The following is a 12,581-nucleotide window of genomic DNA, read 5'->3' as shown; positions in this document are numbered from 1 at the left end:
AATTACTTCAAGATTAAAAGTAGTAATGGGATATTATTATTTTAATCAATTAAGACAATATCCTCAAGGCTACTTTGGAGGATAATATGTCAATTAAACCTCATCTATGTTGAAACCTAGAGTTTTTTAAAAGATATATTTATGTAGGTTGGGTGGAGTGAAACGCAACCCAACATTACCACCTTATTTATGTTGGATTACGCGATCGCTGCACCCAACTTACAAAACTACGGTTCTCAAGGTAGACGAGGTTTATATGGTGAAAAATCAACTAAAACCTTTAAATATCAGCCCTGAACTAGAAGACATTGCTAAACTAATCTATTTGCTCGATTTTGACACTAGTTATGCGGGAGAGATTGGCGTACTTTCTTTTGCTGCTACACAAAATTACGGCAAATCACTCCAAATCAGTTTGTGGTTGGCTAGATTGCTCTATCCCATCTTGGCTCCTCAACAAACCAAAGCGATTTTCGTCAACCTGGTGAAAGGGTGAGAACTAGGTAAAAAAGCTGATTTTTTTGGGCTAACGCTTTGAAGACCATTGGGAAGAACCAATTGACCGCGTGAGAAAACAGTTGGGATTACCATAAATCTCCATAATTCATCCTAAAAAAGTATTTAAATGCTCAATAACAGCTTTTTTAGGATTTCTTACTCTTTGTTTATAAATCATGCTTAAGATTCCTTCGGCTGCCAAATGTAGCACTAAATACATTTTTAATGCTACATTTGGTTTTTAATACAGATAGAGTTTAAAAAAACATATATCTTTAGTTATAAAAATTATCTATCTAAAGAGATAGATAATTGATGGGAAATTCCTAAATAGCTACTAAGAACAATCAATAGTCACAGGACTTTTAGGCTAGAGATATTGTCTGACTGAGTGGATTTATACCGTAATCCCTAGATATTTGCAGGGCTTACAGAGGACAAATTAATCCACATTTTTTCCTCAATACAAGAACTGCTTCACCTGGAAAGCCAAAGGATGAAATACTGGATCAGGAAATTAGCAATCTTTATAGTATTACTGTATAACTTGTTCATCTGTAGTGATTATGCAGGAGCAAATCAACTTTCAAATATTGATGCACAGCAAGTAAATGCACTCCCAGCAGTTGAAAACTTAGCAAATACTGACAACGATCTTGCTAAGAATAGAAAGGAAAATTTTTGCCGATTTAATGAGGTTGTCAAAGGAATAAATAAAGTAGAAGGACTCTTCACACTTTATTGCACTGATAATTCGGGAAAAATTTACTTAGAAATTAAACCAGAACAGCTAAATAAAAACTATCTAGCTATAGTGACATTAGAATCGGGTGTTGGGGAAAGTGGAATTTATAGTGGATTACCTCTTTCTGATTTTATCTTTTACTTCCAACGAGTAAACAATAGATTGCACTTTGTGGTGCGTAATGTGAAATTTCATGCAGAAAGTAGACCAGAACAGCGATCGCTTGCTCGTTCATTTAGCGACTCTGTTCTTTATTCACTCGAAATAGCCAATATCGATCCACAGAATGAAAATATTCTGATCAACCTGAATGAACTACTAATGCAGGATTTACCTGGATTAACTACCATTTTGAAATACTCTTTGCAGGCTGATTACCACTTGGATGCACACAAGTCATATTTTGGTGATGTTAACAGCTTCTCAGAAAATATAGAGATTGATTCTATTTACGGTTTTTCATCATTAGAAGGAGCAAATTTAGTTACCGTACCTGATAGTAGGGCACTCACTCTTAAAGTACACTACAGTTTTTCTCAACTTAGAGAAAATAATGATTATATTCCCAGACTTGCTGATGATAGAGTGGGATATTTTATTACTGCTTTTCAAGATTTATCTAATAAGAATCCTCATGAATCATTTGTACGTTATATCAATCGTTGGCATTTAGAGCCATCCGATCCGAATTCTCCCTTATCTCCGCCTAAAAAGCCAATTGTGTATTGGATTGAAAATGCTGTGCCACTAGAGTACCGCGATGCGATTCGTGAAGGCGTTTTGATGTGGAACAAAGCATTTGAAAAAGCTGGATTTCAAAATGCTATTGAAGTACAGCAAATGCCAGATGATGCTGATTGGCAACCCGCAGATGTACATTACAATACTATTCGCTGGTTCAACTCTTTAGATGCAGGTTTTGCTAGAGGGCCAATGCGCGTCAACCCATTCACTGGGGAAATATTGGATGCAGACATTATGGTAGATGCCAATATGGTGCTATCAATTCAGCAAGAATATCACGCATTGATGGAAGTAAATCCATCTTTAGTGGGCAAAAATCCATGTCAAGCCCTTTGGGGAAGCCAAAAGCCAGGAGTTAATAATTCTCTTCTACCGGACTCTGAGTTTTGCTATGGTATGGAGTCTTCAAATCAAGCCGCGATGGGGAAGCTGGCGTTGTCAATTTTGCCAAATACTACAGCCAGTAGTGAAACGATGAAGGAGTATGTGCATCAATATTTGCGTTCTCTCATAGCTCACGAAGTTGGGCATACTCTCGGTTTGCGCCACAACTTTCATGGCAGCACAATGTTAGCACCTGAAGAATTAAATAATACTGAAATCACTCATACTAAAGGCTTAGTGGGTTCGGTGATGGACTATCTACCGGTGAATATAGCACCGCAGGGAGTACAGCAAGGTGACTATTTTCCAGGAGTTGTTGGGCCTTATGACGAATGGGCAATTGAGTATGGTTATAAAACAAGCCCATCAGCAGCGCTTGAGGGGATAATTCCAGAATCAGAAAAAAGTTTTTTAGAACAGATTGCACTAGCGTCGCCTCAACCAGAATTGTCTTATGCAACTGATGAGGATATTTGGGACATTAATCCTTTGGCGAATGTCTGGGATATGAGTAGTGATGTGCTACTTTATTCGCAGTGGCAAATGGATAACGCCCGTGTTATGTGGCAGCGCCTTGATAAGGGTTATCTATCAAAAGGAGAAAGCTATAGTAACCTGCGCGTCTCATTCAATAGAGTGCTTAAATATTATTTTCGGAACGCCACCTTGCTTTCCAAATATATTGGTGGACAATCGTTTCTGCGTCTCCATAATAGTGATAATGCTTCTTGGACATTTGTACCTGTTTCACTTTTAAAACAACGCCAAGCATTGACAAAATTGCAAGAGTATATATTTGCCGAAAATGCTTTCAGTTTTTCACCACAATTGCTCAATCAACTAGCACCATCACGCTGGGAACATTGGGGTAGTTCTGTACCTAACAACCGCCTTGATTATCCAATTCACGAAAATATTTTGAAGTTTCAAAGTGCGGTGCTGCGATCGCTATTAGACAGCGATCGCCTGAATCGTTTACAAGATATAGAATTAAAAACTCTCCCTGGGGAAGCACTTTCTATCCCGGAACTATTCGATACCCTGCAAACAGGCATCTGGACAGAAGTCTTAACCCCAGGAGAACTAAAGCCAATTTCTAGCATCCGTCGTTCATTGCAACGGGAATATCTGAATATTTTGCTAGAGATGATGTTGGGTACTACCGATACACCTGAAGATGGTCGGACATTGGCTTGGTATGAATTGCGCCAACTGCAAAAAGCTATTGATGTCAGACTCAAACAACTGAGTGAAAGCCTTGATATTTACACCCTAGCCCATTTAGAAGCTTCTGGCGATCGCATCACCAAAGCATTAAATGCACATTTACTCTCTAAGTAGTCATTTGTCATTTGTCATTTGTCATTTGTTTCCCTCATCCCCCTCGTCTTCCCCAATCCCCAGTTACCGAAGATATCGTTGCAATAGACCAATGACAACTTCTGGTATTTCTAAATGAGGTAATATTCCTGCATCTGCGATCGCATAAAAATCTTGAATTGCCCTTTGATTTAAATTGGCCAAGCGTTGTCCTAGTTTGATATTGGTAAATTGTGCTTTCTCTCCCCAAAACATCACAGTGGGAATTGTCAGTTGCTGAATATATAAACTCAGATCAAAGTAAAGATCGCCCCGTAAAAATGCCAAGGCGGAAAATTTGGCATTAGGTTGTTGTGCAGAGGTTAAATAAGCATCCACTATTTCTTGAGATACTCGTTCTGACTTGGCAAACAGAAAACTTTGTAAAAAATTTCGGACTGCAATTTCATTTTCAGCACCAAGCATATAAATAAAATTGTCCAACAGAGGCGTATTGATTACCGAAAGCGGAAGTCTGCGTCCAGCACCTTGCCCAAAATCATCAAATCCAGATGGGGAAACCAAAAACAGTCCTTTGAATAAATTGGGTTGAACAATAGCTAGACGGATAACAAAAGCGGCTGTTAGAGAAGAGGCTACCACCGTCACTGGCTGACGACAAGTTTCGATGATAAACTCTGCGATCGTGCTGAGATAATCCCTAATTTTATAATCCCGGACTGGATGAGCCGATTCTCCCCAGCCGATTAGATCGGGAGCTAAAATGTGGTAATTAGAGGCAAAAGCCGGGTAAACTTTAGACCATTCATACGCAGATGCCCCACCACCAAAGTTATGGAGAAACAGTAGTGGAGGTAAATCTTCAGCATCACCGAAGGCCCAAGGTGTATTCGTTTGGGTATAGTAAACCATTGCCCCCAAGGATGTATGGATAAGTTTATGTCCAAAGCCAGGAGGTTGAAACTGAAGCATAAAATTAAAAAGTATAGTTTAATGGCACTTTACCCGAAGGCAAAATCACAAGGTATAAATTTAAGCTTACCGATAAATATCAGAGTAAGTAAAATTTTTCTGTCCTAAGCTATTTCATATTTAATTTTTATACAGTCAAACTAATTCATAATTCATTTTTTATTTTTGATTACTATCTCCTGTGATCTGAACAAGTTGATGGAGGTTATCGCCACTAATATGATAGGCTGCCCCAAAACCAACTACAAAACGCCCTTCACTAGGAGTTAGCTGAAAAATCCGAAAGTCAGACAAGCCGCGCAAAACCTCGATAATTTCACCAAATCGCCCTTGAAATTGCTCAACAATTTGATTCCACTTGTCAGTTTCACGCTCTATCAAAGTTGCCGTACAATCAAAACTCAAACGACGACGGGCAAAAATTAGATTACTCTTGGCTTCATCCTCGATAAATAAGACACTTACATGAGGATTGGTATAGATATTTTTGGTATGAGTTGAAAGACCACTGACATAAATATAGATGTTTTTGGAATTATCCATTACAAAGGGAGCATAACTAGCATTTGGTATTGCTTGGGCGTTCACGGTGCTAATGATTACACTCTCAAATTCTTCAGTAAACTTTTCATACTCAGCTTGAATCTTTTCAAGTTGACTCATAAGTAAATTACCGTTTAATTAGTAACAATTAGTTATTGTAACGTGATTGAGCGATGTCTACGATGGGCTACTGTCCAGGGTTGGAGTGAATCCCCATTCCTTAGATGTTTAATAAGTAGGATTGCAATGCTGCTCGGATAAAGAGAAAAGCGTAACAGGAAAAGGAGTGTAAGACTTGATATATAAGGTTTTTCCCCTTTCCCCAAAAATCCAACAAGTATTGGCTAGGATTGCTATATTGCCAACACTGTTAATGCAGACCAAGTAAGTGGTAACATCCAGAACAAGTATGCTGAAGAACGCTCAACGATAAGAAGACTTGATTTGAAATGATTTTCCGTGATAACCTACGTTTATCTTTTAAACTACGGTTTATTAATGGATTTATCGTAGTTTTAATAGCATACTGTATTTTTAACTGTATTTTTAATTTAAGTTAGCACATAGTAATTCTAAAACTGTCTGAAGAAAAAACTCATGGTCATTACACAAAGGCGTAAACTTGGACGTTCAGAACTAGAAGTATCACCAATATCTTTTGGTGGTAACGTATTTGGCTGGACTATTGATGAAAATAGTTCATTTGAGATTTTAGATAGTTTCATAGAGGCTGGAGGTAATTTTATTGACACAGCTGATGTCTATTCCAAGTGGGTTCCAGGAAATCAAGGTGGAGAGTCTGAGACAATTTTAGGAAAATGGCTCAAGCAGCGCGGTCATCGCGATCAAGTGGTGATTGCAACTAAGGTTGGCAACGATATGGGTGTTAGAGGCCAAGGGCTTTCTCGTAAACACATTCAACAAGCTGTGGAAGACTCGTTGCAGAGGTTACAAACCGATTACATCGATCTATATCAATCGCATATCGACGATGAAAACACTCCACTTGAAGAAACTCTTGAAACCTACGCAGAATTGACTCGTCAGGGAAAAGTACGTGCGATTGGTGCTTCAAACTATAGTGCAGAGCGTTTGTCACAGGCATTAGAAATTAGCCGTCAGCATGGCTATCCTCGCTACGAAAGCCTTCAGCCCCGTTATAATTTGTATGACCGAGATGGTTATGAGCAGGATTTACAAAAAATTTGCCAAGAACAGGAAATTGGCGTGATTAACTATTCCTCTCTGTGCAGTGGCTTTCTCTCTGGTAAATATCGCTCAGAAAAAGATTTGTCTATTAGTCTTCGTGGTAATTCTGTAAAAAGATATTTAAACCCTCGTGGCTTGCGAATTCTAGAGGCAATTGATCGGGTGGCAACGACTTATAATTCTACTCCCACCCAAGTTTCTCTGGCGTGGCTTATTGCCAATCCCAGCATTACTGCTCCTATTGTTAGTGCAACAAAGGTTGAGCAACTCAACGATATCATCAAAGCTGTCAATATAAAGCTCGACCAAGATGCTATTGACCTTCTTAATCAAGCCAGTTCCTCAAACACCTAGTACGGCTACTCGAAAGTCAACAAGTCCTTCAAAAAGAAAAAAATTATACGAAAACTTTCCGTACAATAAATAGTTATGTATGTCGTTTGATTTTATCCAATGACGTGGTTTGAAACATTGACCGGTTTTCCTGAAGAGTCCCCACAACAGGTTTGGCAGAATATCACTGTTGACGGTAAGGTATTGAAATCTCATGTGAATGGGAAAGTAATGGTTTGCGGTCAGTTGGAAACACCGTCTTTAGCCGAACTCAGAGAACGTGTCCATGCGAGTGGATATGAGGTTGGAAAAATATCGGTACGCGAAATAGTTGCCAACGTCCAGCATTTGCACATAAATGAATCGAATGCTGATGCGCTTTTTCAAGTAGCTTCCCAGTTCAATCTGCTTGAAATGGTATCTCCAAATGTAACACCTGAGCGTGGCGTGGGGATTTATGAGAATGATCCTACCCAGGGGCCAGCCTGTGCGATCGCGGCTGGTGCAGGAACGATTTATCGAAACTACTTTGCAACCGTAAATGGGCAAACCGGACAATCAACAACAAGCCAAATCGATTGTCTTGCAGATATGGGAGTAGCATTGGGAAATTCCAAAAGCCGTCTTTGGGAAATGAGAAACGGCTATGCTTTGGCATCACATAGCGGTTTGGTTGAGATTTCAAATCGACTTCGAGCCGCAAGCGAGAGTGAACTTGATGGATTGCGAGAGTTGTTACGAATCGGCATTCAATGGAGTACGCAAGTTACGCTCAATGATTGTAAGCATACAGTCTCACAAGCCTATTGCTCTGCCTTGCCAGTTAACTACTCTCGTCATTCCTCAAATCTTTGGACGGAATTTGCACGCCTTGTTTTAGAAGCATCCTATGAGGCAACTATTTGTACTGCAATCTTGAATTCAATCAGAAATGGAAACAACAGATTGTTTCTTACGCTTCTCGGTGGTGGAGCATTTGGCAACGAAACCGATTGGATTATTGGAGGAATCCAACGTGCCTTGAACCTTTACAAGTATGCTGATCTTGATGTAGCGATCGTAAGCTATGGCTCATCCAAGCAATATGTCCAACAACTTGTCAACCAATACTAATCTAAGTAACACATAGCTATTAGCTATAATATAACAAGTCAGTGTAAGCTATGGGAACCTGGCTCAAATAATTAGAATATTTATACAACCGGAGCTTGTACTTAAAATAGCGACAATATCAGCAGCTACCTACTAAAACAGCCAATTTAGAGTTTGAGCTAGATGATTCGCATTTTTTCAGGCAATTTCTGCGACTTCGCACCAGATTTACCACCAACACGCCACTCATAACTCCAATAGCCCACATCAGCAGGGCTTTCGGCAATTGCGGATGTCGTCAATGGATGCGGTAGTACTTGAGATTACCTTGAAACTGTAGGCATCATTACCTTGTGCCAACTCTAGGCAAAGTGCTTCGACATGACTACACAAGCTAGATAAAAAGGGTATAACATAAGACCAGCCCTTTCAAAGCAAGTATAAATTATCGAAAGTGAATTCCTCTCTAAACCTCTTTTCTATAACTTCTCTATTTGAGAAAATCTGATGCCTGGTCTCAGACTTTCTGCTGTGCCTCTGCGGTTAAATAAATAACTTATAAGCCACTTTCGACACAGAGAATGTTCCGAGAAAAAGATTTTACGAGTTACGTTGAAAAGGTTAGCTTTATCATTTGTTCCTATTTAATACTTGTGCTGGAGATTTGCCGATGAAAACTATATCTAGTCTCGATGCAGTAACTAAACATTTAGAACAGCATGAAAACTCCAAACGGATTAAAAAATTAATATACTCAGCTTGTAAAAATATTTGGGAGAATGATGAAGAGACGCTAGATAGGTTTAAATTACAAGAATTAATTCAAGAATTATTTAGATTAAATCCTACTACCAATAACTTAAATTATAGTTTATCTGAAGTTGTAAAAACTCTTAACAAACAAGCTGAATACGCCATAATCGCCAATGTGATTTTTCATCAGATGCAGAAGCTATATATAACGCCTGAAGAACCAACAGGAATATTTTTAAATAAACCTCATCAAGAAGAATCAACAGGAATATTTTTAAATCAACAGGAACCAATATCATTAAATTCTATAGATAAATCTCCAAACAGTCAAATCAAATATCAATATAATCAGTTTGATTTACGACAAAATATTATGAAGTATACTAACCCACTTAGGGCTAAAATAGTTCTATTTTCCGCACTTGACAAAAAATTTACTTTCAATGAAGAAGACTGGTTGAAACTCAAGACTCAAAAACTTGATGATTTATTGCTGAAATTATTTAATATCTGTCCAACTCTTAGAGAGCTTGAATCTAAATTAAATAGTGCTGTTATCTCTCTAGGGAAGCCGGATGAAAATATTCAAGCAGCTAGTGCAATTATCCAATCTATGCGAGCTTTATATGGCGATATATCACCCAGTGCCGGATATAACCCGTTTAACAACGATCCATCTCCAGAAACGAAAACACCAGTTAATCCTTATCAGAAAATTGGACTCAATGATGATGGTAATACCTGTCAATTTATAGCACCTCCTCCCAAATAATAATGGTGATTTTTGATTATTGCTAATCTAAGCAAAATTTAAATATTTGTGGTAATTGATAGGAAAAAATATGGATGCCAATGAACTTCTAAAGCGCTATGAAAATGGAGAAACAAAATTTATTGAGGCCAACTTAAATGGAATAAATTTGTTTGGTGCAGACTTGATTGGCATAGCTTTGAATAAAGCAGATTTGGGTAATGCTATCCTAATTTTTAGCTATCTAAGTCGGGGAATTCTGAATCACGCAAACCTAGTTTGTACAAAGCTAAGTGGTGCGAACCTAAATCAGGCAAGTTTAATCAGCGCCAACTTGCATGATGCTAATTTACATGGTGCAACTTTACAGGGAGCTGATTTGCGTAATGCAAATTTAACTTTGGCATATATGCTAGATACTAACTTGATGAATGCCGATTTACGTGGTGCAGATTTGAGTGGTGCAAATTTAACTGGTGCGTGCCTGCGTGGGGCTAACCTGCGAGAAGAAAAGAGAATGTACTCTGCTAGTCTACGGGGTGCTAATCTTCATAAGGCTGACCTACGAGGCGCTGATTTAACTGGTGTAGACTTATCTAAAGTTGATTTGAGTGGTGCTAATTTGAGTGAGGCAACGCTACGTTATGCCGATTTGAGTGATGCTAACTTGAGTGAAGCGATTTTGCATAATGCATCTCTGGCAGATACTAACATCGGGGGTGCTAATTTGAAAGGTGCTAACCTGATGAACGCTAGATTGGAACGTTCAAATCTCATTGATGCCGAACTTACAGGTGTTAATTTGTATGGTGCAATTATGGCAGATGCTAAACTGACTAGATGTCAGATGAGTGGAGTAAACCTAAGTTTTGCAAGGCTAAATAGAGTTGATTTAAGTCGGGCTAACCTGCGTCAGGCTAACCTCACAGAAACAGACTTGGTTGATGCCTATCTTGCCAGGACAGACTTGACTGGTGCTAATTTAAGTAAGGCAAATTTGATCAGAGCAGAAATGAGTAGTACAAATCTGACGGGTGCAAATCTGCGTGGTGCAGTCATGCCTGATGGAACAATTAATGACTAAAAATATACATGGACAATACCCACTATTTTGTCTCGAACAAGTCTGCTTAAGTTAGGATTTACACATAAAGATTCTCTGGCAAAATTGGCTGTAAAGTTTACTATTAACGCTGCCAATCATATATTAATCGTCCATGACGATCGCGCACAAGTTCCCATTCTCCATGACGATATGGTTGTCCGTGATAATTTACAGAGCGATAGCGTCGTCTATAATAATGTCGTCGATTCCTCTGGCGTTGATAATAATATTTTCCAGTTCGTTGCCGTCTATGATAACGTCGTCGAGTCCGTCGGTGAGCTAACAAAAGCTCTTCACTTTGCTCTCCAACTAATTTTGTCTGTGCGTCAAGAGCCTGTTCATTGAGAACATTATTGAGAGTGTTATCCTTGGCTTCAGCCAAACCAGGTGGATAAATAAAAGCTAATAGCAAGAACACAATTGAGGATAGCTTTTTGAAACGGTTCACGTCTTTGCTTTTCCTAAACTATTGGTAATGATTTTATTTAATACTTAAATTGAGTAACTATATAGTTCATACTTCACAAACTTGAAGAGAGCAAAAGTAATGAAAGTACTTGTATTAAATATGAAGATAGTTAACTACATCAGACAACCAGATGATGTACATCTGTTATGGGGCAAATAGACACAAAAACGTTCAATTTTACAACTTTATTATGTTAGATATTATTGAAATAGCAATTATGAATTATGAATTATGAATTATGAATTGAGGTAAAGCTATCTGTTTCGATAAGGGATAAAAATGATAGGGGCTGACTCATATTAGCAGCAAAGCCCAAAATTCCTGGATCTCGATGTTCGTAAAGTAACTGACCTTGGGTATCAAACAGAAAAGTTCCACCACGCTGAGTTAAGTAGGCAGAATTAGGTACATAAGTATGCCAATTGCTCAGAACTTCCACCATATTCCGTAGCCGTAGAGTAGCTAATTCAAAGGGACGTTGAAACCCAATTCCTCCAGCTAATTGGAAAAACGAGCCTTGAAACGCAGGTAGAGGAGTACCTTGAATAATTTCATCATTTTCAATGAGTTGAGGGGCTTGACGATCGCCCCTGTATCCTCGAAAAACTTCTCTTAGGGTTCCAGGACTTCCAAACCCTGCACACATGAACAGTAGATTTAGCCAAGCTTTCTGAGTAGGGGAAATTCCAGGGATAGGGAGATTCAGACCTGAATAAAGTTTGAGTTGTTGATGTAGTTCTGCATTAGGTTCAATAAATAAATTTTCGGCTGGAAATCCTGTATATTCGCAGAATTTTGTTCCAGAAGCGCGATCGCCAATTCCGACTGCACAAATAGCGAGTTTTTCAGGAGGCAATTTTTTAGCTTCGCGCTGTAACCACCACGCATATTCAAGACTATCAAAATCCCCAAGTTGTGGCCAGACTAAAATAAGGATATGTGAGGCAGTCTCGCAATTTTCTAGTAGAGGTCGGGTTATGCCATCACTAACACGCTGAAGTTTGGTCTGATTAAGGATAGCGTAGGGATTCATTACAAAGTATTAACTGCTATTTAGTCAATTTTAGTCGATTTTAACTCAATACAGTTCAGATAAGACTAAAACACTTGTAGAGACGGCGATTTATCGCGTCTCAAAAACTCAAAATTTCGGAATTGGGTTTGGGAAAAAGGTTAAAGGTTTTTTCTTTCCCCTTTTCCCCAAAACCCGACAAGTATTGCCGTTACCCTGGATTTCTCACTTGTGAGAAATCCAAGGAGTGTGGGAGGTGTGGGAGGATGGGGAAGAAGTCTTACCCCCAAAAGTAACTGATTCACTCTGCATTTATGCAACACCCTTGGCTGATACCCAAGTAGGTTGTCTAAAGAGCGATCGCACTCACTGCCTTGACAATAGAAGAAGCGTCAATGTTTGCTGCAAAAGGCACAAAGCAACAATTAACTCGTTGTATGAAAGCGATCGCAGTTGCCACCGGATTTTGCTGCGAGAAAAAGTTGCCTTTCCTAAACGCGATAGATAGTTTTGAGATTCAGTTGAGATTCAGCCCATTTGGGTTCGTCAAAGGAAAAAACTACCATTAGGTAAATTGGAAATCATATTTTTTGGTGCTAAAAATAGCACCTCGTATTTTGTTGCTCAGTGTAATCTTCTTGCTTCCAGTAC

At 38.8% G+C, this 12,581-nt stretch carries 12 protein-coding genes; 7 read left to right on the top strand and 5 right to left on the bottom strand.

Features of this window, described 5'->3' with window-relative positions; translation table 11 throughout:
* Window positions 1–157 precede the first annotated feature (157 nt).
* Entirely contained in the window at window positions 158–496 is a 339-nt protein-coding gene (locus tag GJB62_RS05465; RefSeq protein WP_181852945.1) for a hypothetical protein, read from the top strand.
* Window positions 497–994: 498 nt separating this feature from the next.
* A complete protein-coding gene (locus GJB62_RS05460; protein WP_114085817.1) occupies window positions 995–3,712 on the top strand; it encodes a zinc-dependent metalloprotease in 2,718 nt (905 codons plus the stop codon).
* 63 nt (window positions 3,713–3,775) lie between these two features.
* On the opposite strand, the gene GJB62_RS05455 is transcribed toward GJB62_RS05460, so the two are convergent.
* The gene (locus tag GJB62_RS05455; RefSeq protein WP_114085818.1) at window positions 3,776–4,663 is read right to left on the bottom strand and encodes an alpha/beta hydrolase; all 888 of its coding nucleotides are present in this window, start codon (window positions 4,661–4,663) and stop codon (window positions 3,776–3,778) included.
* 159 nt (window positions 4,664–4,822) lie between these two features.
* Entirely contained in the window at window positions 4,823–5,326 is a 504-nt protein-coding gene (locus tag GJB62_RS05450; protein ID WP_114085819.1) for a pyridoxamine 5'-phosphate oxidase family protein, read from the bottom strand.
* 477 nt (window positions 5,327–5,803) lie between these two features.
* On the opposite strand from GJB62_RS05450, the gene GJB62_RS05445 reads away from it, so the two are divergent.
* Complete coding sequence (locus GJB62_RS05445; protein WP_114085820.1) at window positions 5,804–6,769, top strand: aldo/keto reductase; 966 nt, start codon at window positions 5,804–5,806, stop codon at window positions 6,767–6,769.
* A gap of 99 nt (window positions 6,770–6,868) precedes the next feature.
* Complete coding sequence (locus GJB62_RS05440; RefSeq protein ID WP_114085821.1) at window positions 6,869–7,861, top strand: hypothetical protein; 993 nt, start codon at window positions 6,869–6,871, stop codon at window positions 7,859–7,861.
* 158 nt (window positions 7,862–8,019) lie between these two features.
* On the opposite strand, the gene GJB62_RS37950 is transcribed toward GJB62_RS05440, so the two are convergent.
* Window positions 8,020–8,142, bottom strand: a complete 123-nt coding sequence (locus tag GJB62_RS37950; protein ID WP_258551501.1) for a hypothetical protein — start codon at window positions 8,140–8,142, stop codon at window positions 8,020–8,022.
* 368 nt (window positions 8,143–8,510) lie between these two features.
* On the opposite strand from GJB62_RS37950, the gene GJB62_RS05435 reads away from it, so the two are divergent.
* Both GJB62_RS05435 and GJB62_RS05430 read left to right on the top strand, forming a co-directional pair.
* Window positions 8,511–9,365: a hypothetical protein gene (locus GJB62_RS05435; RefSeq protein ID WP_114085822.1), complete on the top strand. Its 855-nt coding sequence runs from the start codon at window positions 8,511–8,513 to the stop codon at window positions 9,363–9,365.
* A gap of 70 nt (window positions 9,366–9,435) precedes the next feature.
* Window positions 9,436–10,428 (top strand): pentapeptide repeat-containing protein, encoded by a 993-nt coding sequence (locus GJB62_RS05430; protein WP_114085823.1) that lies wholly within the window; start codon window positions 9,436–9,438, stop codon window positions 10,426–10,428.
* A 103-nt stretch (window positions 10,429–10,531) separates the two neighbouring features.
* Here GJB62_RS05430 and GJB62_RS05425 read toward each other — a convergent pair whose 3' ends face one another.
* Window positions 10,532–10,897 carry a hypothetical protein gene (locus tag GJB62_RS05425; protein WP_147262594.1) on the bottom strand — a complete coding sequence of 122 codons (366 nt, stop codon included), beginning with the start codon at window positions 10,895–10,897 and terminating at the stop codon, window positions 10,532–10,534.
* A gap of 250 nt (window positions 10,898–11,147) precedes the next feature.
* Window positions 11,148–11,951: a peroxiredoxin-like family protein gene (locus GJB62_RS05420; protein WP_114085825.1), complete on the bottom strand. Its 804-nt coding sequence runs from the start codon at window positions 11,949–11,951 to the stop codon at window positions 11,148–11,150.
* Between the two features lie 226 nt (window positions 11,952–12,177).
* Here GJB62_RS05420 and GJB62_RS05415 point away from each other — a divergent pair, with 226 nt between their 5' ends.
* Entirely contained in the window at window positions 12,178–12,438 is a 261-nt protein-coding gene (locus tag GJB62_RS05415) for a hypothetical protein (protein ID WP_147262595.1), read from the top strand.
* The last annotated feature ends 143 nt before the right edge of the window (window positions 12,439–12,581 follow it).

It is taken from the genome of Nostoc sp. ATCC 53789, assembly GCF_009873495.1.
In the GTDB taxonomy this organism is placed as follows: Bacteria; Cyanobacteriota; Cyanobacteriia; order Cyanobacteriales; family Nostocaceae; genus Nostoc; species Nostoc muscorum_A.
This window is presented reverse-complemented; position numbering and strand designations above follow the sequence as displayed.

Bases quoted from the DNA above. Each gene is read 5' to 3' on its own strand.
- GJB62_RS05460 (WP_114085817.1), top strand. From the start codon at position 995: ATGAAATACTGGATCAGGAAATTAGCAATCTTTATAGTATTACTGTAT.
- GJB62_RS05455 (WP_114085818.1), bottom strand. From the start codon at position 4,663: ATGCTTCAGTTTCAACCTCCTGGCTTTGGACATAAACTTATCCATACA.
- GJB62_RS05450 (WP_114085819.1), bottom strand. From the start codon at position 5,326: ATGAGTCAACTTGAAAAGATTCAAGCTGAGTATGAAAAGTTTACTGAA.
- GJB62_RS05445 (WP_114085820.1), top strand. From the start codon at position 5,804: ATGGTCATTACACAAAGGCGTAAACTTGGACGTTCAGAACTAGAAGTA.
- GJB62_RS05440 (WP_114085821.1), top strand. From the start codon at position 6,869: ATGACGTGGTTTGAAACATTGACCGGTTTTCCTGAAGAGTCCCCACAA.
- GJB62_RS05435 (WP_114085822.1), top strand. From the start codon at position 8,511: ATGAAAACTATATCTAGTCTCGATGCAGTAACTAAACATTTAGAACAG.
- GJB62_RS05430 (WP_114085823.1), top strand. From the start codon at position 9,436: ATGGATGCCAATGAACTTCTAAAGCGCTATGAAAATGGAGAAACAAAA.
- GJB62_RS05420 (WP_114085825.1), bottom strand. From the start codon at position 11,951: ATGAATCCCTACGCTATCCTTAATCAGACCAAACTTCAGCGTGTTAGT.